This is a genomic window from Pseudarthrobacter xylosi, assembly GCF_055412765.1.
On record NZ_JBVAYT010000004.1, the window covers coordinates 211,307 to 231,902 of the forward strand.

18 protein-coding genes and 1 tRNA gene are annotated in these 20,596 nt (G+C 64.8%); 11 read left to right on the top strand and 8 right to left on the bottom strand.

What is annotated here, in order from left to right; genetic code table 11:
• Positions 1–17: 17 nt before the first annotated feature.
• Together guaA and ACZY1F_RS11060 are read left to right on the top strand one after the other, a co-directional pair.
• On the top strand, positions 18–1,607 hold the full coding sequence (gene guaA / locus ACZY1F_RS11055; RefSeq protein WP_185261161.1) for a glutamine-hydrolyzing GMP synthase: 1,590 nt from the start codon (positions 18–20) through the stop codon (positions 1,605–1,607).
• A gap of 129 nt (positions 1,608–1,736) precedes the next feature.
• A complete protein-coding gene (locus tag ACZY1F_RS11060) occupies positions 1,737–5,840 on the top strand; it encodes an AAA family ATPase (protein ID WP_463941731.1) in 4,104 nt (1,367 codons plus the stop codon).
• A gap of 18 nt (positions 5,841–5,858) precedes the next feature.
• On the opposite strand, the gene cpaB is transcribed toward ACZY1F_RS11060, so the two are convergent.
• The 3 genes from cpaB to ACZY1F_RS11075 form a co-directional block, all read right to left on the bottom strand.
• Positions 5,859–6,605: a Flp pilus assembly protein CpaB gene (cpaB, locus tag ACZY1F_RS11065; RefSeq protein ID WP_463941732.1), complete on the bottom strand. Its 747-nt coding sequence runs from the start codon at positions 6,603–6,605 to the stop codon at positions 5,859–5,861.
• A gap of 99 nt (positions 6,606–6,704) precedes the next feature.
• Positions 6,705–6,962, bottom strand: a complete 258-nt coding sequence (locus tag ACZY1F_RS11070) for an FmdB family zinc ribbon protein (RefSeq protein ID WP_463941733.1) — start codon at positions 6,960–6,962, stop codon at positions 6,705–6,707.
• Positions 6,963–7,080: 118 nt separating this feature from the next.
• Positions 7,081–7,701: a 5-formyltetrahydrofolate cyclo-ligase gene (locus ACZY1F_RS11075; protein ID WP_463941734.1), complete on the bottom strand. Its 621-nt coding sequence runs from the start codon at positions 7,699–7,701 to the stop codon at positions 7,081–7,083.
• 107 nt (positions 7,702–7,808) lie between these two features.
• On the opposite strand from ACZY1F_RS11075, the gene galU reads away from it, so the two are divergent.
• The 8 genes from galU (at position 7,809) to ACZY1F_RS11115 (ending at position 15,198) form a co-directional block, all read left to right on the top strand.
• Positions 7,809–8,714 carry a UTP--glucose-1-phosphate uridylyltransferase GalU gene (gene galU, locus ACZY1F_RS11080; RefSeq protein WP_463941735.1) on the top strand — a complete coding sequence of 302 codons (906 nt, stop codon included), beginning with the start codon at positions 7,809–7,811 and terminating at the stop codon, positions 8,712–8,714.
• A gap of 5 nt (positions 8,715–8,719) precedes the next feature.
• The gene (locus tag ACZY1F_RS11085) at positions 8,720–9,337 is read left to right on the top strand and encodes a GNAT family N-acetyltransferase (RefSeq protein WP_463941736.1); all 618 of its coding nucleotides are present in this window, start codon (positions 8,720–8,722) and stop codon (positions 9,335–9,337) included.
• 147 nt (positions 9,338–9,484) lie between these two features.
• Positions 9,485–10,387: a hypothetical protein gene (locus ACZY1F_RS11090; protein WP_463941900.1), complete on the top strand. Its 903-nt coding sequence runs from the start codon at positions 9,485–9,487 to the stop codon at positions 10,385–10,387.
• Between the two features lie 137 nt (positions 10,388–10,524).
• Positions 10,525–10,597: transfer RNA gene (locus ACZY1F_RS11095), tRNA-Ala, on the top strand.
• Positions 10,598–10,686: 89 nt separating this feature from the next.
• Positions 10,687–11,250: an MBL fold metallo-hydrolase gene (locus ACZY1F_RS11100; RefSeq protein ID WP_463941737.1), complete on the top strand. Its 564-nt coding sequence runs from the start codon at positions 10,687–10,689 to the stop codon at positions 11,248–11,250.
• Positions 11,251–11,291: 41 nt separating this feature from the next.
• The gene (locus ACZY1F_RS11105; RefSeq protein WP_463941901.1) at positions 11,292–11,834 is read left to right on the top strand and encodes a PadR family transcriptional regulator; all 543 of its coding nucleotides are present in this window, start codon (positions 11,292–11,294) and stop codon (positions 11,832–11,834) included.
• Positions 11,835–11,839: 5 nt separating this feature from the next.
• Positions 11,840–13,546, top strand: a complete 1,707-nt coding sequence (locus ACZY1F_RS11110) for an ABC1 kinase family protein (RefSeq protein ID WP_463941738.1) — start codon at positions 11,840–11,842, stop codon at positions 13,544–13,546.
• 56 nt (positions 13,547–13,602) lie between these two features.
• A complete protein-coding gene (locus tag ACZY1F_RS11115) occupies positions 13,603–15,198 on the top strand; it encodes an ABC-F family ATP-binding cassette domain-containing protein (protein ID WP_463941739.1) in 1,596 nt (531 codons plus the stop codon).
• Positions 15,199–15,234: 36 nt separating this feature from the next.
• On the opposite strand, the gene corA is transcribed toward ACZY1F_RS11115, so the two are convergent.
• Genes corA through ACZY1F_RS11130 form a run of 3 tightly spaced genes read right to left on the bottom strand, consistent with a single transcriptional unit; the run spans position 15,235 to position 17,230 of the window.
• Positions 15,235–16,230 carry a magnesium/cobalt transporter CorA gene (gene corA / locus ACZY1F_RS11120; protein ID WP_463941740.1) on the bottom strand — a complete coding sequence of 332 codons (996 nt, stop codon included), beginning with the start codon at positions 16,228–16,230 and terminating at the stop codon, positions 15,235–15,237.
• Position 16,231: 1 nt separating this feature from the next.
• Complete coding sequence (locus ACZY1F_RS11125) at positions 16,232–16,657, bottom strand: DUF1761 domain-containing protein (protein WP_463941741.1); 426 nt, start codon at positions 16,655–16,657, stop codon at positions 16,232–16,234.
• A gap of 9 nt (positions 16,658–16,666) precedes the next feature.
• On the bottom strand, positions 16,667–17,230 hold the full coding sequence (locus ACZY1F_RS11130) for an Lrp/AsnC family transcriptional regulator (protein WP_463941742.1): 564 nt from the start codon (positions 17,228–17,230) through the stop codon (positions 16,667–16,669).
• A 142-nt stretch (positions 17,231–17,372) separates the two neighbouring features.
• Here ACZY1F_RS11130 and ACZY1F_RS11135 point away from each other — a divergent pair, with 142 nt between their 5' ends.
• Entirely contained in the window at positions 17,373–18,614 is a 1,242-nt protein-coding gene (locus ACZY1F_RS11135) for an MFS transporter (protein ID WP_463941743.1), read from the top strand.
• On the opposite strand, the gene ACZY1F_RS11140 is transcribed toward ACZY1F_RS11135, so the two are convergent.
• The gene (locus ACZY1F_RS11140; RefSeq protein ID WP_111908434.1) at positions 18,611–19,114 is read right to left on the bottom strand and encodes an Lrp/AsnC family transcriptional regulator; all 504 of its coding nucleotides are present in this window, start codon (positions 19,112–19,114) and stop codon (positions 18,611–18,613) included. The two genes, ACZY1F_RS11135 and ACZY1F_RS11140, sit on opposite strands and share 4 nt — an antisense overlap.
• A gap of 120 nt (positions 19,115–19,234) precedes the next feature.
• Positions 19,235–20,521: an MFS transporter gene (locus ACZY1F_RS11145; RefSeq protein WP_463941744.1), complete on the bottom strand. Its 1,287-nt coding sequence runs from the start codon at positions 20,519–20,521 to the stop codon at positions 19,235–19,237.
• Positions 20,522–20,596: the final 75 nt, after the last annotated feature.

Genomic DNA, 20,596 nt, shown 5'->3' on the forward strand with positions numbered 1-20,596 from the left:
CAAAGTAGGCTAGTGCGGTGACTACTCCCACTGCATCCCAGACTTCCCAGAAGCCGGTGCTGGTTGTTGACTACGGTGCCCAGTACGCGCAGCTGATTGCCCGCCGCGTCCGGGAAGCGAATGTGTATTCGGAAGTGGTTCCGCATACCTTCACCACCGAGCAGCTCCTGGCCAAGGACCCCGCCGCCATCATCCTTTCCGGTGGCCCCTCCAGCGTTTACGCGGACGGGGCACCCGCCGTCGGCGCCGACCTGTTTGAGGCCGGAATTCCGGTCTTCGGCATCTGCTACGGCTTTCAGGCCATGGCCAACGCGCTGGGCGGGAAGGTCGACAAGACCGGCCTGCGCGAGTACGGCTCCACCGAAACCACCATCCTCGGCGAGGGCCGCTCGGTTCTCGAAGGGATGCCGCAGCACCAGAACACCTGGATGAGCCACGGCGACTCCGTGCACGAGGCCCCAGAAGGCTTCGAAGTGCTGGCGACGACGGCCGGCGCTGAAGTGGCTGCCTTCGCCAACGAAGAGAAGGCCCTCTATGGCGTGCAGTGGCACCCGGAAGTCAAGCACTCGGCCTATGGCCAGCAGGTGCTGGAAAACTTCCTGTTCAAGGGCGCAAAGCTGGAACCCAACTGGACCACGGGGAACATCCTCGAGGAGCAGGTGGACCGGATCCGCAAGCAGATCGGCGATGCCCGGGTTATCTGCGGTCTCTCCGGCGGCGTGGACTCCGCCGTTGCGGCGGCGCTCGTCCAGCGGGCCGTCGGCGACCAACTGACCTGTGTGTTCGTTGACCACGGCCTGCTGCGTGAAGGCGAAGCCGAGCAGGTGGAACGCGACTTCGTTGCTGCCACCGGCGTCAAGCTGTATGTAGCCAACGAGCAGGAGCGCTTCCTGTCGGCCCTGGCCGGCGTCAGCGATCCGGAAACCAAACGCAAGATCATCGGCCGCGAGTTCATCCGCGCGTTCGAAGAAGCCGAGCTGGCCATCATCGCCGAGGCCGCGGCCCACGGCGAGAAGATCAAGTTCCTGGTCCAGGGCACCCTGTACCCGGACGTCGTCGAATCCGGCGGCGGCGAAGGTGCCGCGAACATCAAGAGCCACCACAACGTCGGCGGCCTTCCCGAGGACCTGCAGTTCGAACTCGTGGAACCGCTCCGCGCACTGTTCAAGGACGAGGTCCGCGCCGTGGGCGCCCAGCTGGGCCTGCCGCAGGAAATCGTCGGACGCCAGCCGTTCCCCGGCCCCGGCCTGGGAATCCGCATTGTCGGCGACATCACCCAGGAGCGCCTGGACCTGCTCCGCAAAGCGGACGCCATCGCGCGTGCGGAGCTGACGGCGGCCGGGCTGGACAACGAGGTGTGGCAGATGCCTGTGGTCCTCCTGGCTGACGTCCGCAGTGTGGGCGTTATGGGTGACGGCCGCACCTACGGCCACCCGATTGTGCTCCGTCCCGTTTCATCCGAGGACGCCATGACGGCGGACTGGTCCCGCCTGCCGTACGATCTCCTGGCCCGGATTTCGAACCGGATCACCAATGAGGTGGAAGGCGTCAACCGGGTGGTGCTGGACGTGACCAGCAAGCCGCCGGGAACCATCGAGTGGGAATAGCAGCGTGAGTGGCCGGCCTCCGTCAGCGGAGGCTGGCCATTGCTATCATCCGTTGAAATCCGCCGCAATTTGGCCTGTTGCAGTGTTGCGGTCTCTCATCCCGGCTTCTTTGCGGCTACGCTCGAAAGTATGCCGGTATGGTCCAGGGCGTCACGTGCAAACGCAGAAAAGAAGGCAGTAGTGTCAGTTGGTCAAGGCCACCCGGAGGGTTCTGAGGAGCTCGAAAAATGGCTGTCCGGGCTTAAACCCGTCACCGGGGCAGACACCATGCTGCGTTTCACCAAGACCCCCGAAGGTTCCATTGACCTGACCCATGCGCACCCGTCCGGTCTTGCCCAGCTAATGGCCGGCCGCCGCACACGGCTGTCCACACTCATCCGCGACCACCAGCAGTATGTCGTCGCGGCGCGGGCATCACGGAACATCCGCTCCAAAATCTTCGAACTCGGAAATGACCGTGGGATTGATGCCGGTTACCTATCCGCAGGCACCGTTGTATGGACCTCCGCCGTCGGCGGCAAACCCCAACGGGTTTCCGCGCCGGTGATGCTCACCGCGATTTCGCTCACGGTGCGCCCAGGTGAGGACGACTACGAACTGCAGCTCACCGAGCAGGCCAACATCAACCCGGCCCTGGTCCGGCACCTGAAGACCATCCACGGCATCGTTTTTGACGTTAACGCCGTGACACGCCTTGCGTACAGCACCGCACGCTTCGATCCCCAGCCTGTCCTGGACAAGCTCGCAACCCTCATCCGGCCCATCCACGGCGCCGAAGCCCAGCACAATCTGCTGGTGTCCACTTTTGCGGACCTCTCCGGCAACCTGGACGATCCCTGGATCAATGAGGGCAACCCACTGGTCGCCGCCCTTGCCAAGGCCGCCGGTGGTGAGGTCATTGACGTGCCTGCGCCGGACCCCTCCCGCTTCCCGAGTGTGGACACGCGCCACCCGGACGACGAACTCCTCCTCCTCGACGCCGATCCGGACCAGCAGTACGTCATTGACGCCGCGCGCGCAGGAGACTCCCTGGTGGTCAGCAGCCCGCCGGGCACGGGACAGACCCAGACGGCCATCAACACCATCGGTGCCCTTGTGGATGCAGGCAAGTCAGTCCTGGTGGTGGGTGACCGCCGGGCCAGCCTGAACGAAGTGTCGGCACAACTGGAATCGCTTGGACTTGAATCCATCCTGTTCCAGCTGTCCGGCACAGCCACACCACAGCAGCTCAAGGCCCAGCTGGTGCGGGCCATCGTGCGGAACGAAAAATCACTCGAACCGCAGCTGGGAAACCTCCACCGGACCCTCACCGAGCACCGGCACGCGCTGATGGACCACGTGGCGTCACTGCATAACGTGCGCCAGCGCTGGGGCTGCTCGCCGTATCAGGCCATGCAGTCACTGGCCGAGCTGACGTCAATCCACCCGGCTCCCGCCACCACCGTGCGGCTCAAGCGCAGTGTGCTGGACAGCATCCGCGACCGCAACGAGCTCGCCGGCAGGCTCCGCCGCGCCGCCGAGCTTGGCAGCTTCAGCCGCGCGTCCACCGCAAGCCCGTGGCACGGCGCCCGGCTGCTCACCCGCAAGGAGACCGAAGAGGCCCAGGAGCTCGCCCGGTCCGTGGCGAAGAACCTCCCTGTCCTGCGCGATCGGATGAACAGCGTGGCCGAACATGCCGAAATCCGGCTAGGCACGTCCTTCTCGGAGTGGGGGGAGCAGCTCGAACTCCTCATGGCTGTCCGCGAAAGCCTCGACAAGTTCACGCCGGACATCTTCGACAGGCCGGTCAACGATCTCATCTCCGCTACGGCGTCCTCCGCCTGGCGCCGGGAGCGGAACGTCGACATGGCCTCCATGCAGCGTTCCCGCCTGCGCCGGGTCGCGAAAGAGTACGTCCGCCCGGGCGTCCACATCACCGATCTCCACAGCTCGCTGGTGCTGGTGCAGGAGCAGCGTGCCCTCTGGTCCGGGTACGCCACCTCCCAGCGCCATCCGGCGGTTCCCTCGGGCCTTGCCGAAATGAATGTGATGTACCGGTCGCTGGACCGGGAGCTGACCCAGCTGGGGGAGGCCCTCCGGCACACCCAGGCCGGTGGCTCGCTGGCAACTGCCCGCTATGAGGAACTCATGGAACGGCTGGAGCGGCTCGTGGCCGACACCCACACGCTCAAAACGCTTCCCGAGCGCACGCTACTCGTGGAGAACATGCGCGAGCACGGCCTCGGGGAGCTCCTCGCCGATCTTGCGGACCGTGAGGTTCCCGCAGGGTCCGTCGCAGCCGAGCTTGAACTGGCATGGTGGCAGTCCGCGCTGGAAGCGATGATCAGCGGCGACGACTACCTGGCCATGTCTGACGGGGACGCGCTCCGGCAGCTTGAAGCCGAATACCGGCTTGCGGATAACGCCCATATTGCCAGCGGCGCGGCGCGCCTGCGCTGGGACCTGTCCGAACGGTGGCGGGCCGCGCTTGCGGAACACCCGCGCCAGGCGCAGCTGCTCAGGAGCCTGCTAAAGGACGGCAGGGTTACCCTAGCGGCGCTGACGGCCCAGGCCGCCGAGCTGGTCCCCATGCTGGTGCCAGTCTGGTCGGTCAGCCCGTACCTCATGACCGGGCTCCTGCCGGCCGAACAGCACTTCGACGCCGTGGTCATCCTGGACGCCGAAGCGACGTCGCTGCAGGCTGTCCTGCCCGCCATCGCCCGGGCCGGGCAGGTCATTGCCTTCGGTGATGACAAGATTGCCAGCCCCCGGACTTTCACTGTGGGTGTTGAGCGGCTGGCCGCCGGTGAAGCTGCTCACCAACGCGTCGAAAGCGCGTATTCGGCGCTGTCTGCCGTATTGCCTGTCTGGCGGTTGAATTTTGTGTACCGCGCGGTTGACGAGGACCTGGTCCTGCAGCTGAGCAAGAACTGCTATGACGGCGGCCTTCGCAGGCTCCCGGAGGGGCAATCGGCCACAGGGCTGGACAGGGCGCTCCTGGTTGAGTACCTGCCCGACGGCACGGGGCTGCCCAGCGCCGACCACGAAGGCGTCGAATCCGTGGTGGCCGAGGTTAACCGCGTGGTCCAGCTGGTCTTTGAGCACGCCCGAACGCGGCCGCGCACATCGCTGGCAGTGGTCACCGCCAGCTTGCGCCATGCGGCCCGGATCGGTGAGTCCATTCGGCTTCAGCTCCCGAACCACCCGGGACTGGCCAGCTTTTTCAGCGCAGGATCCGAGTCGTTCCGGGTGGTTGACCTTGAACGTGCGCAGGGCCTGGTCCGTGACCACGTCATCTTCTCACCCGGTTTCGGCCGCACCCCGCATGGCCGGGCGCTGCACAACTTCGGACCTCTGTCGGCTGAGGGCGGGCGGGAAAAATTCGCTTTGGCCATGACCCGTGCCCGCCGTTCGCTCCACGTCCTGACGTGTTTCCAGCCCGAAGACCTTGATCACACGCGGCTGTCCCACGGGGCGGTGGACTTCTACGAGCTCCTGAACCGGGAGATTGCCGGGAAGACCGATCTCGGCACCCCGGCCTCGCGTGCGGCTGCCAGCGAGCAGGCGCTTGGGGCCGATCCGCTGGTGGCCGATCTTGGCGACCGGCTGCGTGCCCGCGGCGCCCGCGTCTGGCACCAGTACGACGGCGTGATTGACGTGGTGGCTGCAGCAGACCCACTCAGCACCATGGGTCAGGACGACGCCGAGATTCCGCGGCCGGTGGCCATTGAATCGGATGGCACGGAGCAGTACCGCACCATGAGTGTCCGTGAGCGGAGCAGGCTCCGCCCCCAGCTGCTGGAACGGATGGGCTGGCGGTACATGCCGCTATGGACCATCGAAGTCTTCACGGACCCGTCCGCCTGCGCAGACCGGATCGCGGGTTACCTGGGCCTGGAGAATGTTCTGCCGCCCGGACGAGGCACGGCCTCGGGCGGATTTTTTGACGAAGACATGGACCCGCTCGCGCTGGAAAATATAGGAAACGACAGGAACGAAGACCAGGCCGGACGCCTGGCCAGTGAGGAGGCTGTTGTGACGCCACGGAATGCCGATCAGGCCGATACACGCGGTAACGACCCGGCAGAAGACGCAGGAAACGGGACGGCCGCTGCGCCGGACCGCCAGTTGCCAGAGGCAGCAGGCATCCTGCCCAACAAGGCTGCGGAGGATGATCCGAAGCGCTGGGGCGATGGCCCCGACAACGATCACGACGCTTGGCTGAAGGAAAACAAGCCGCCGCACTGGGGCTGACCTCCAGGCTGCAACGCCTCACCCGGCCCCGCCGTCCGGTCCCACCAGGACGAAAAACAGCTTGCCCTGGGTGGACGCCCCGGCCAGCCGGGCAGCCTGCTCCGGGGCTGCCGCCACGACGATCAGCCCGTCGGTTTCGCCGGTGCCCAACCACTGACCCGTCTTGCCGCCCTGTCCTGACGTCCACAGGACGGGAACGGAGGAAGCCAGGACTTCTGAGGGGGACTGCTGATCGTAGCCGTTCGCCCCGGTCAGTACCACGTTGACCAGTTGCCCGGGCGATACCAGCTGGATGGAGGACGGATCGGCCATCCGCAAGGGCACGGCTGCGAAGCCTGGAGGTGTTCCGGTCAGGAGGCCGGGGCCCAGCAGCAGGGAGTCCGTCACGAGCTGGCCCTTCCGCAAAGGGGCTGCCAGTTGCTTTCCCGCGGCTTCACCGGTGCGGGACATAGCCCCGGCGGTCAGCATCCCCGGCGGGATCTTAGTTGCCGTCAGGTCCGTGGCCGACAAGGCCGTGCCTGCGGGGAGGTCCCGCGCCGCAGCCAACACAGAGACGGTATCGGCGGGCGGGGGAGTGAGCTGATGGACCGTGATCCCGGCAGCAAGGCAAAGCAGGAGGGCTATCGCAAGGCGCCGGTTCCGGCCCAGCCAGGACAATAGCCTGGGGCCACGAACGCCCGGAGTGCGTGCTGACCGGAGCGGACGGCGGACTTGGCGTCCCGGCGGGGCGGATCCGCGGCTGGAACGAAAGAGGGTAGCGGGCATGCGAACCACGCTACGTACCGGCAACCGAGTCCGACAGAAGCGAAGGTGCCTATGTGGACAACCGAGCCGCCGGCGTCGTACGTCTTGTTAGGCCGGAGGTCAGCTGGCGGCAGCGGCCGTGGCAGGCGCCGGTGCGGCCGCGGGGGCGGCAGGGGCAGCCGAAACGGTGCTTCCCTTGGCATCCCGGGAGTCAGTCCGGTAGAAACCGGAGCCCTTGAAGACCACACCCACGCTGTTGAACTTCTTGCGCAAGGCGCCCTCGCACTCCGGGCATGACGTCAGGGTGCTGTCGGTAAACGACTGGAAAACGTCGAAGGCGTGGCCGCAATCCTTGCAGGCGTAAGCATAAGTGGGCACTGGTGATCCTCCTCGGGGGCAAACGAGAGGTCCTGTGTGTTGCGCTGAACGCAAACCGTCCATTAGCAGTCGCAGGGCCTGAGTGCCAATTCTATCACCCCCGGAAAGTAGCCCTCCGTCAGGCGGGGTCCGGTAGCCGGATCAAACCTGACGGCGTCAGGGCAGCCGGAACCCTCCGGTCAAAGTCTTCGGCGGGAATGCTGCCGGCCGGGAGCACTTCGGAATCGAAGACGACGGCCGCAAACGGGATGTCAAGGCGGTCTCCGGCCAGTGAGCCCAGCAGGACGTCGTAGTAGCCGCCGCCCTGGCCGATGCGGTTGCCATCCCTGTCCACGGCCGTGGCAGGGATGAAGAGTGCGGCAACGGACGCCATGATGCCGAGGCCCAGGCGAGGTCCGGCCGGTTCCAGCACCGGTGCATAGCGGCTGCGGACAAACTCGACGCCGGGGCTCCAGTGCGTCCAACTGAGCTGGCGACCGGGCTCACAGACCGGGAGCAGGACCGCGTGGCCGCGCCGGTGGAGTTCAGTGATGAGGGCCAGGGTGGGCGGCTCGGGTGCTACGCCTAGGTAGGCGCAAAAGGTCGACGGTGTCCCATCGGTCAGCTGTTCGGCCCACGCGGCGCCGTGGGCGGCCAGTGCGGCACCGACCGCGTCACGCTGGGTGGGATCCGTCGCAGCGCGGCGCGCGCGGTGGCGTGCGCGGATCTCCGCCTTGGCTACGCTGCTGCCTTCGGACATGCTGCTCCTTCGTGCCGATTAATGTGGCTGGCGCAGCGTCTGCGGCGCGCCGACCGACGAGCAACCAATAATTACTGAATGATCGGCCCCTCCGTTAGATTAGTCCAGTGACTACCACTCAGCAGACAGTACGCAAGGCCGTTATTCCCGCTGCCGGACTCGGTACCAGGTTCCTGCCGGCCACAAAAGCCATGCCCAAGGAAATGCTCCCGGTGGTGGATAAGCCGGCCATCCAGTACGTGGTTGAAGAGGCCGTCAATGTTGGCCTGAACGACATCCTGATGATCACCGGACGTAACAAGCGTGCCCTGGAAGACCACTTCGACAGGGTTCCTTCGTTGGAGGACACCTTGGAAGCCAAGGGCGACCTCGCCAAACTTGAGTCCATCCAGGCAGCCAGCAACCTCGGAGACATCCACTACGTTCGCCAGGGTGACCCTAACGGCCTTGGCCACGCGGTACTGCGTGCAAAGCAGCACGTCGGCAACGAACCGTTTGCTGTCCTCCTGGGCGATGACCTTATCGATGCCCGGGACGAACTTCTGAGCACCATGATCGAAGTCCAGTCCAAGACCGGCGGATCCGTGGTGGCCCTCATTGAGGTGGAACCCTCCCAGATCAGTTCCTACGGTTGTGCCGATGTGCAAGAGATCGACGGTGAGGCCTACGTCAGGATCAACAAGCTCGTCGAAAAGCCCAGCGTGGAGGAGGCACCCTCCAACCTTGCCGTCATTGGCCGCTACGTCCTCCACCCGGCAGTTTTTGACGTGCTCGAGCGCACCGGCCCCGGAAGGGGCGGGGAAATCCAGCTGACGGACGCCCTGCAGGAACTGGCAGCCGGCGAGGGCGAGGGCTACGGAGTTTACGGAGTAGTCTTCCGCGGCCGCCGTTACGACACCGGTGACAAGCTCAGCTACCTCAAAGCCTGCGTCCAGCTCGCCATTGACAGCGACGACCTCGGCCCCGGCCTGCGGGAGTGGCTGCCGGGCTTCACGGCCGGCCTCACTAAATAGCTGCCGTGCGCCCCGGACCCATCTGGCCCGTAACCCTCGAATGCGGTGATCTGGTCCTGCGCCCCATCCGGCACCGGGACAAGAAGGAATGGACCCAAGTCCGGGGGCGCAACAGCGAGTGGCTGGCGCCTTGGGAGGCATCCAACCCGGCGCCTGGCGGTGCGTTGCCTGACTACCGGCAGATGGTGCGGTCCCTGAGAATCCAGGCCGCCCAGGGAACGGCCCTGCCGTTCCTGATCACTGAGCGCACACCCAGGTTGGCCGCCCCGGTCATCGTTGGCCAGTTGACTGTTTCCTCGATTGTGTGGGGTTCGGCCATGATGGCCACGCTAGGGTACTGGGTCGACCAGGCGCGCGCCGGTCATGGTATCGCGCCCACAGCCGTGGCCATGGCCACGGACCATTGCTTCCAGGCCCTCGGCCTGCACCGGATGGAGATCAACATCCGGCCCGAGAATGGCCCCAGCCTGCGCGTGGTTGAGAAACTGGGATTCCGCGACGAAGGCTACCGTCCACGCTTCCTCCACATCAACGGCGAGTGGGCGGACCACCGGACCTTCGCGATGACAGCTGAAGAGGTCCCGGAAGGGCTGCTCACGCGGTGGCTCGCGTCCCGGTCCTGACCCCCCGCCCGGTCCCCTCCATGGGCAGCTCCAGGGTCATAAATCCAATCAATTGCCACCTTGCCCGCGACACACCGTGGCTAATGCGGGGACGGCTGCCGTAATGCTCATACGGTTTTGATTGTGGACTTCCCCCTTAGCAGCTCAGTGATCCTTGTGGTTGCCGTTGTGCTCTGGATCGTATGGGTTGCGCCCTATGTTCTGCGGAACCGCCGGCACCAGGCCCAGGCCGCGGGTGACCTCCTGGTGGAACTACCAGCCATTGAATCATCGGAACCGAGAGCCGGGATAGTACTGAACATCACCGCCCAGCAGGAGACAGCCATGGAGATCAGGAAGAGCCCCGAGCCCGCAACGGAAACGTCCGGCGGTGCGGCGACGGGCGGCACGTTCCGGATCCGCTATGGCAGGACAGCGATTGCCGTCGTCGGTGTCCTGGCACTGCTGACCGCTTTTGTTTCTGGTGTTCTTCTGCCGTTCGGAATCGGAAGCGCGCTGCTGCCGGTTGCCGGCCTGGCCGTCACCGTCGCCGCTGTGGCGCTGCTCCGCTCCTTGGCCATTCGGGACCGCAAAGCGAAGGTGGACGCCGCGTTTCGCTCAGCCAGGAGTGCCCCCGTGCGGCGTCAGGGAGCTGTTGTCGCGGAGACCGCGGCTCGTCCCGCCGCCCGGCCGGAAAGCCGGCTCTTCGACGCCGAGGCCCACCAGCCCAAGCCGATGCGCAAGCCGCTGACAGCGATGGAACTCCGGGAAGCGGCGTTGGCTGTTGCCGTTGCCGCCGGCGATTCCAGCGCCGCCGCGTCTCTGGCGCCGGCCGACACCACCTGGGAACCGGTGGACGTGCCGAAGCCGGTGTACGTTGAGGCCGCGAAGGCCGAGCGCCCGGCTCCCCAGCCGCTTGACCTCCCCGAGGCGCCCAAAGCTGTCGGAAAGCCATCTCTGAAACAGGGCGTACCCGCAGCCACGCCCGCCGCGCCTGCCGCCAAGCCCCTCACCAAGGCGCAGAGCGCACTGAGCAACCTCGACGACGTCCTGCAGCGCCGCCGCGCCTGAGACCTCACTAAGGTAGCCAGAGCAGCCCACTGGGGTTGAAAGTCCGGGTGCGGAGTGTCAATTCGCAATGCGGGACGAAAATTTGTAGCCTAAGGTCACCGGTACCGCCGTTCCTTCCAAAGGACGCGGACTGTTCCGGGGCTATAGCTCAGTTGGTAGAGCGCTTCGTTCGCATCGAAGAGGTCAGGAGTTCGAATCTCCTTAGCTCCACAGCAAAAGCCTTCTGACCTGCCGAAACGTTGGGTTAGAGGGCTTTTCCCTTGCCTTGCGATGACTCAAGCACACGGAAACCACACACAGTGGGCCTGCCGTCGATTACCATCACCGGTCACGCCCAGAAAGAAGCGTGGCTGAACAAGGTGGTGCCGCCCGTGGAGAAGCTCGGCCGTGACGTGTGGTCCGTCCCCATCCCGTTCCCCGACAACCCTATGCGCTATACCCTGAGCTACTTGCTCTTGAGCGACGGCGACGCCGTCCTGAGCGATCCGGGCTGGGACAGTGACGCCGGTCTGGACCATCTAGCCGCCGGTCTAGGGCAGGCGGGCCTCGGCCTCACAGATCTGACGGGCATTGTGGTGATTCATTTCCACTCGGACCATCTGGGTATGGCCGGCCGCCTGCGGACGGCGTCCGGAGCGGCCCAGGACTGTCTGGGACATTGCCCGGCACCTGCCCTGGTCACGCGGCTGAGAGTCCCTGCAGGCCTTGTCGCTGCGCCTGGCGGTCTCCCACACAGCCAGCCACGTTGTGTACCTGCGCTCGCAGGGTCCATGACATCGATGTGCCCGTCGCCGAACCACGCCCAGTTGTTTCTCGATGACGGCAAGTTGATTGTCTTAGCTACCCTCAGGGCATATCGTTAGCTATCGTTTAGTATCGTTCGCGATCTACTAGTGAGGGCATGATGCATAATTCATTTCCTGCAGGCGGATTTATGGGCAACAATCTGGACGGCATGTGGCAGGCCGTTGAGGAGTTTCGCTCGCGGTTCGAGAAGCGCTCCGGCACCCGTGCGGGTCGAGGGGAGTTGCGGTCGGCAGTGCTGGCACTGCTCGCGGAGCGTCCCATGCACGGATACCAGATCATCCGTGAGATCGAGGAACGCAGCGGCGGCAGTTGGATACCCAGTGCCGGATCTGTCTACCCAACGCTGCAACTGCTCGCCGATGAAGGGTTCGTAAGCGCTGAGGAATCCAACGGCCGCAAAATCTACTCGTTGACAGAGGCCGGCCGGGAGGACGTCGCGAGTACCGAAACGTCTGCGCCCTGGGACGCCCTGGGTCAGCCGTCGGGGCCCGGGTTCGCGGCGCTGCCGAAGGCGGGGGTGGAGCTTGCCCAGGCCGCGGCCCAAGTGGGGCGCACCGGATCGTCGAAGCAGGTACAAGAGGCTGTGACAGTGCTCGAGGAGGCTCGCCGCCGGCTGTACTCGATCCTCGCCCAGGGCTGAGCCTAGTGACCTCAGTTCGCCGGGACCGCGAAAACCCGATACCCGGCACTGGGGATACCCGAGCCCGTTACCGTCGCATCTTGGGCTTCGCTGCGTGGCATCTTGCGCTGACCTGGTGGTTTGAGCTGTTCCTACCTCGAATCGGGCTAGTCAGGATTGCTGAACGCACCAGAACACGAAGGATGCGTCGCTTCGCACAGCGCTTCCATGTGCTCGCGATGGAGCTTGGCGGTCTAATGATCAAAGTGGGTCAGTTCCTGTCGTCGAGGCTCGATGTGCTCCCTCCGGAAATCACCGCTGAACTGGAAGGGCTTCAGGACGAGGTACCGCCCGTTGCGTTCCCTGCAATCCGTGCCCTTGCCGAGGCAGAACTGGGTGCGCCGCTGAATGCCGTGTTCACCTCAGTCGAGGAGGTGCCCATTGCTGCCGCATCCCTCGGGCAGGCGCACGGGGCGCAGCTTCTTCCTGGAAATGCCGCAGACACCGGGCTCGGAAATGTGGTGTTGAAGGTGCAGCGGCCTGGCATCCACACGATAGTCGACGTCGATCTGGCCGCCCTGCGCAAAGTGGGAGGCTGGCTCAGCCATGTGCGCTTCGTGTCCAACCGTGCCAACGTGCCTGCGCTGGTCGAGGAGTTCGCGAAGACCAGCCTCGAGGAGATCGACTATTTGAACGAGGCGGCGAACGCAGAACGCTTTGCCGCTGATTTCGCCGACGATGTGAGGGTCACTGTGCCCGGCGTCGTTTGGGAGCGGACCACCCGCCGGGTGCTCACCCTCGAAGATGTCACGGCGATCAAGATCACGGACGCGGAGGCGCTTTTTGCGGCGGGTATCGACCCGGCACAGGTTGCCCCGGTATTCGCGTCGGTCATGTTCGACCAGTTGTTTACGAATGGCTTCTTCCATGCCGATCCGCACCCGGGCAATATCTTTGTCACTCCGATGAAAGATTCATCCGTAGAGCATCCATGGAAGCTGACGTTCATCGACTTCGGCATGATGGGCGAGGTTCCGCCCAAGACGCGCAGCGGCCTGCGGAAGCTGCTGATCGCGGCAGCCTCGCGTGACGGGAAGGGTTTGGTGGCGGCGATCAGCGACGTCGGTGTGCTGGTGCCGTCTGCTGACACTGCCGGGCTTGAGCAGGCCATGACGCACCTCTTCGCCCGGTTCGGCGGGATGGGTTTTGCCGAGCTTCGCGAGGTGGACCCGCGGGAGTTCCGTGAATTTGGGCTGGAGTTCGGCGACGTCGTCCGCTCGCTGCCGTTCCAACTGCCAGAGAACTTCCTGCTCATCATCCGTGCGATGTCCCTCACCTCGGGAGTTTGCAGCTCGCTGGACGCAAAGTTCAATCTGTGGGATTCGGTGGAGCCATATGCAGCGCAGCTGCTGCGAGACGAGCGCGGCAATATCGTTCAGGATGTGGCCGCTCAGGCGCTGGATGCCGCGGGGGTGGCCTTGCGTCTTCCGAAACGCCTGGATGGGCTACTCACCCGAGTCGAGGACGGTTCACTGAAGGTGGCCAACCCGCGCCTCGAAAGGCAGCTGGCACGGCTTAGCCGCACGGCACAGCGAGCAGTATCGGTGCTGATATTCGGCGCACTATTGATCGCGGGTTCAGTGGTCCGGGCGGACGACACAGTGCTCGGCAACGTGCTGATGATCGGGTCGGTGCTTCCGTTGCTGCATGGGCTTTGGGTGGGGCGCGCCTAACGTAAACTTGTCCATCGGGGATCTGAAGTTACTAAGTACTGGATTGGACACCATCAATGAGTTTGATCCGGCTGAACGACGTCAACGTCAGCTTTGACAAAACCCAGGTTCTCCGTGAAGCCTTTTTCAAGCTTGAAGCAGGTGACAGGGTTGGCCTGATCGGCAAGAACGGTTCGGGCAAGTCCACCATCCTGAAGCTGATCCAGGGCCAGGTGGCCCCCGATTCCGGGACCGTGGCCGTCGAGCTTGGAACCAAGGCTGCCTACTTCTCGCAGTTCTCGGAGCTGAATGGTGAAGCCACCATCGCGGAGGTCCTGGACGGCCTGTTCGCGCACGTTAAAGAGATCGAGGCCGAGCTGGCCGGCATCGACGCGGCCATCGCCGCCGACTCCTCCGACGCAGCGCGGCTTGATGAACTGATCCACCGCCAGTCCGCACTCTTTGAGGCGATGGACCGGCTGGATGGCTGGGACTACCAGCGCGGAATCGACAAAGTACTCACCACGCTCGGCTTCAGCGACCACCACCGCACGTGCGCCATCGACGAGCTCTCCGGCGGCTGGCGGAACCGGGCAGCCCTGGCAAAAATCCTGCTGGAAGCCCCGGACGTCCTCCTGTTTGATGAACCCACCAACTACCTTGATGTGGCCGGCGTCGAATGGCTTGAAGGCTGGTTCCGGACATTCAAGGGCGCTGCGATCATCGTCTCGCACGACCGGAAATTCCTGGACTCCGTGGTCACCCGGATCATCGAGGTCGAGAACTTCCACCTCCACGAATACCCGGGCAATTTCGCCGAATACGTGGTTGCCAAGCAGTTCAAGCTCAAGAGCCTGGAGAGCCAGTTCGTCCACGAGTCCGAGCTGCTCGCCTTCGAAGCCGAAGGCATTTCGGACCGGCGGGAAGCCGCCAAAGCGGCAGGCAAGGGACTCGCCAACCAGCTGGCCAGGATCAAGAAGTCCCGTGCGCCCCGGCCCGTGGACCAGATCATCACGGAGATCTACGGCGGTTTATACGTCAAGGACGTCCTGTGCCGGGTGGAATCCCTGAGCAAGGCCTACGGCGGAAGGACGCTGTTCAGCGGCCTCAGTTTCGAAATCGGGCGCGGTAACCGCATTGCCGTCATCGGGTCCAACGGCAGCGGCAAGACCACGTTGCTCCGGGCACTCACCGGCGAAGAGCCGGCCGATTCCGGCACCGTAGCCTGGGCCAAAGGCGCCGGAATGGTCTCCTACAACCAGGTGCTGGAAGAACTGGACGACGACGACACGGTCAGCCATGCGGTCAACGCGATGCCAGACAGCCTGGCCCTGACCGCGACGAAGAAGTCGGTGAACAGGTTCCTGGCCATGTTCCAGTTCTCCGAGGCTGACCTCAAGCAAAAGATCGGCAACCTCTCAGGCGGTCAGCGCGCCCGTGTGGCCATGGCCCAGTGCCTGCTTTCGGGTGCCTCGGTTCTTCTGCTGGATGAGCCCACCAACCACTTGGACCTCTCCAGCACGCAGGTCATGGAACGCGCCCTGCTGCATTTCCCGGGGGCAGTGGTGGTGGTCAGCCACGACCGTTTCTTTACCGACAAGATCGCCAACCGGCGTCTGGTCTTCAGCGCCGCGGACTCAGGCCACGGGAGTGTGGACCTGCAGGTGGCCTGAGGCCGCCCCGGCTGAGGCGCCGCATCGCCGAACGTCCTACAGCCAGCCCTTCCTTTTGAAAATGGCGTACATCAGGCCTGCGGTACCGGCCATCAGCCCGATGGCCATCGGATAGCCCAGGGCCCAGTGAAGTTCGGGCATGTGGTCAAAGTTCATGCCGTACACACCGGCCACGAAGGAAGGTGCAAAGAAGATCGCCGCCCAGGACGAGATCTTCTTGACCTGTTCGTTCTGTTTGGCGCTGGCCTCGTTTTGCCGGTTGGCAGTGAGCGTTCCGTCCAGCGTGAGGGCGTTCTGCAACAGGTCGCGGAATGAATCCGCGCGCGAGATGACCCGCTCCACGTGGTCCTCGACGTCCCGCAGGCTGTGCTGCAGTTCCGAATCCACGCCGTACTTTGCAAAGCCCCGTTTGAGCTGCTGCATCATGTCCGGCAGGGGATGGATGGCGCGCTGGAACTGGATGACTTCGCGGGCCAGTTCATAGATGCGGCGGGAGACGGTGTTGTCCCCGCTGAAGAGCTGGTCCTCGATCTCATCGATGTCGTTTTCCAGGCCAGCCACCACCGGTGCATAGTCGTCCACCACTAGGTCCAGCAACGCATAAAGAACGGCTTCCGGGCCGTGCCGGAGCAGGTCGGGGCGGCCCTCCAGGCGCCGCCTCACCCGGGCAACGCCGGCCATCTCGGCATGGCGGATGGTGACCACGAAATTCCTGCCGGTGAAGATGTGCAGCTCACCGAACTCCACGGTCTCGGTGGCATCGAGGTACCGCGCCGGGCGGAGCACCGTAAAGAGGTTGTCCTCGTACCGTTCAAGCTTGGGCCGCTGGTGCGCCGAAATGGCGTCCTCCACCGCCAGGGCGTGCAGCCCGAACTCGCTGGCCACCGCTGCCATTTCCGCCGCCGTGGGCCGGTACAGCCCGATCCAGGCCATGCCCCCGTGATGGGCAAGGGTCTCGAAAGTCTGTTCCAGGCTTTCCGGCTCGGCGCTTCGGACGCCGTCCACGTAGACGGCATTGTCGATGATGGTCACGTCAGGACATCGCCCCGATGATCGCGCCCGCCACCGTCATCGCGAGCAGGTCGTGTCCGGAATCGATCAGGGTGACCGTTGTCGGGCGGCCGGCGAATCCGTTATGGATGACGTGGCCGCCGGCACGGAACACCAGCGCGAGCACCAGGGCGAACCAGCCGCCCGCCAGTGCGTTGTCCAGGCCCAGCTTGCTGATCAGTACGGCCAGGAGGACAGCGGTCAGGGCGGCCGTAACCACCATGGGAACCCAGATTCCCGCGCCGCCGCTGATGTTCTTGAGGTCCTGTTCGGTCTTTCCGACGGCGGCCATCCACCGCTTGCCCAGCACGGCCGGCATGTACCAGACGAAGCCGATAACCATGCTCGAAATGAAGGCGAGCAGCACGGCGAGCCAGTTGATCTGTGAAATATGTGAAAGCCAATCCATCCTCGAATCCTAACTGTCTTCGGTGGACCCGCCGCCGCGCCCCGACGATTGCTTGGGCCGTGTTGGGCTGCCGGGCACGGCCTGTGCGAGGCGGCTGATCAGCGGTTCGGTCCGGTACGGAATGTGGGTGTGGAGAGCCAGGACAGTCTCGGTCCGTATCACGCCCTTGATACGGAGGATCTGGCGGAGGGCGGACTGCAGGTTGTGTGTATCCGTGGCCACCACGCGGCACCAGACATCGCCGCGCCCGGAGATCTCATGGACCTCCAGGACCTGGGGGAGCAGCCGTAGGGCGCCCACAACTCCGTCCAGTTCCCGGTGCGTCACTTCGATCGTGACGAAGGCGACGACGTCGTACCCCACCGCCTCGAGGTCGATCTCACGGCCGCCGTCGTGCAGCACCCCGGCACGGAGCAGGCGTCGCACGCGCGACTGCGCGGTGTTGCGCGCGATCCCCAGCAGATCGGCCAACTCGCCGATCTGAACACGGGGATCGCGGATGAGTTCCAGCAGGATCTTCAGATCAGTGGGATCAAGGGCAGGCAAACTGTCACTTTCAGTTACTGGAGACATCAGGAATTGCGTATTTTGCTCAATTTTTTCATTAGCAAGGAACCAATCAGTTAACAGTCAAGCATTCTTTAGGTATCAATTTCCACCCGGGGCGGATTCTCACAAGGACCTCCCGCCCCCGGTCGACGCCAAGGCAGCAGCAATGACAGTCTTTAATGAACTCCGCATGCGTCCGGCCACCGCCGGGCGTCAGGGCTGGGATGCATCCACCACCGCACGGCTGGTGATGGCCGGTGCCGTCATCTTCACCTTGCTGGTCGGAGCGAACCTGGCCACGCCCCTGTATCCGCTGCTCCAGGCAAACCTCGGTCTCTCGGCACTTGGGGTCACGGCGGCCTTTGCCAGCTATGTCCTGGCGCTGGTGGCAACGCTGATGCTGGCCGGCCACTGGTCGGACCACATCGGCCGGCGGGCGGCGCTCATCCTGGCTGTACTCGCCGGACTGGCGGGCAGTTGGGTCTTCTCGCAGGCTGAAAACCTGGTGGCACTTTCTGCCGGACGGGCCCTTCAGGGTGTGGCCGTTGCCCTGGCCACGGGGGCCAGTGCCGCCGCACTGCGGGAACTGCTCCCGTCCCGGCCGGAGTGGGCCACGCGCTTCACCCTGCTGGCGACGGCGGGAGGAGTAGCGGCCGGTCCGGTCATCGGAGGCCTGCTGTCGCTGCTGCCGGGGCCCACCACCGCCCCGTACTACGTTCACTCCCTGGTCCTGGCGGCAATGCTGGTGCCGCTCTACCTCCTTGAGGCCCGGCCGGCCATCAAGCCGCCGGCTGGCCGGCGACCCGTTATGGTCCTGGCTCCCCGCCGGCCCGCGGTATCCACTGAGGCGCGGGGCGTGTTCTGGCTCGCGGCCGCCGTCGGGTTCCTCAGCTTCTCGGTCTTTGGATTCTGCCTTTCGCTGGCCCCGGCCTATTTCGCTCCGATCCTTCACACGGATTCGCGTCCCTTGATCGGCGCCCTGGCCGGGATGACATTGGCCGCCTCGGCGCTGAGCCAGGTGCTGTCCGTGCGGGGCCGGTTTGTGGTGCCCGCCGGGCTGGCGGTCCTGGGAGGCTCGGTGTTGCTCCTCGCGGCAGCAGCCGCGTGGAGCAGTCCGCTGCTGCTGGCCGCAGCCAGCGTCCTGGCTGGCCTGGGCCAGGGGGTCGCTTTCCGCACGGTCTTCAATGATGTGGCCGCCAAGGTGGAATCGTCACAGCACGCCCAGGTCATCAGCACGGTTTATGTCATCACGTACCTGGGCAGCGCAGTGCCTGTCATTGGGCTGGGGTGGGCAACCGCGGTGTTCGGGCTGCCGACGGCGGTCGGGGGCTTCGTGGTGCTCTGCAGCGCCGCCGCAGTGGCGCTCTCCGGGGTAACCCTAAGGAAAGCGCTGAAGCTCGGAGCCTAATCCGGCAGCGGACCGTGGTTCCCCTGGATGTGCTCAAAGACGAGCGTGGTCTCGGTATGGCCCACCACAGGATCGGTGGCCAGGTTGTCGAGGACCCAGTCCCGAAGGTCTTCGGTGCTGGCGACGGCGATGTGCAGCAGGTAGTCCACGGAGCCTGACGTGTGGAACGTGGAGAGGACTGCGGGCAGGTGCGGAACGCGGGCCGTGAAGCGGTCGATCTGGTCCCGGTCGTGGGCCCGCAACCGGACGGCTACGAGTGCCTGGACGGACCTGCCGATGGCCGAGAGGCTGAGCTTCGCTTCAAATCCCTGGACGATGCCACGTTCGGACAAAGCGCGGGTCCGCATGAGCGCGGTGGACGGGGCGATGCCCACAAGTTCTGCCAACTGCTTGTTGGAGATCCGTGCATCGTCCACCAAGGCGGCTAGAAGCCGTTCATCAATGGCATCCAGCGGCTCAAAGTGGCTGGCCGGCCGGATGTTTTTTGGGTTGCTGCTCATGGAATCTCCTTGAATGTCCGTCAGTTCATCCTAGACGCCGGAATCCTGCTGATCACCCCGGAACGTATCCTTCCCTCCGAATAATCGCCAGACGGACCCGTCATTTGTTGGCCGATAGTTCTACGGCCGCGCGGCTATCGTCCGGTCTTGTGTGCCGGGCAGTGCGGACTCGTCGTTCCCGCGGGGATGTACGACGGCGACTGTCACCGCCGTGACGCAGGCGAGGGCCATGATTGCCGCGGCAAGCGCAGTCCAGCCCAGTGACTGGAACACCAGGCCACCCGCCCAGCCGATGACGCTCGAGCCCAGGTAATAGGCCAGGTTGTAGAGCGACGATGCCTGGGCGCGGCCGGTGGTGGCGATGCTGCCGGTCCAGCCTGCACCGATGCTGTGGGCCGCGAAGAAGCCACCGGTGAAGATCACCAGGCCGGCAAGGATCAGGGCGAGCACCGGCGTCAGCGTCAGTGCCAGCCCAACCATCATCAGGACGATGCCCGCAAGCAGCACGTTCCTGCGGCCAAACCTGGCCGTCAGCCCGCCGGCCCAGCGCGAGGAGAACGTTCCCGAAAGGTAGGCCAGGAAGATCAGGCTGATGAGGGTTGCCGGCAGCGTGAACGGTTCAGCGGACAGCCGGAAGCCAAGGTAGTTGTAGACGGCTACAAACCCGCCCATCATCAGGAAGGCCTGGATGTAGAGCGCCAGCAGCCGGGGATTGCGGACATGCCCGCCGAGCGTCGCCATGGCCCCGCGCAGGCCGGAGGCTTTGGCGGCGGTGAATCCCTTGGCCTGCGGTACCAGAACCAGAAAGAGCACCGCGGCCACTGTTGCCAGCAAGGAAACGGCCAGGGCGGCTGTGCGCCACCCCCATAGCTCACCTGCCGGCCCAGCCACGAGTCGGCCGGCCAGTCCGCCCAGCGTTGTGCCGGCAACATAGCTTCCTGCCGCCATGGCCGCATGGGCTCTGTTCACTTCCTCGTTCAGGTAGGCGATGGCGATGGCCGGGATCCCGCCCAGCGCCATTCCTTCGAGCAGCCGCAGGGCAAGCAGGGCGCCGAAGGTGGGGGCGAGGGGTACCAGCAGGCCCAGGACGGTGGCAGCGGAGATGCCCCAGGCCATGGCCTTGACCCGGCCGATCCTGTCCGCGAGGAAGGACCAAGGGATGACGGTGATGGCCAGGCCCACAGTGGCCAGCGATATGGTCAAAGCCGCCTCTGCCGCGGTCACCTTCAGGTCTGCGGCCAGAAGCGGCAATACTGCCTGGGTGGAGTAGAGCTGGGCGAATGTGGCCACGCCCGCGAAGGCCAGACCGGCCAGGATCTTGTTGTAGGAGGCAGAGCCTTTAGGATGTCCCGCCCAGCCGTCCTGCGGTGGAGTGACGGTTCCCGGGGCTGCGGCATTTTGTGGCATAGCCCAAGGGTAGGCTTCCGCAATGTATGCTTCCAATGCATGTTTTAGGCAAGAATCATGTCCATAGTGGAACGT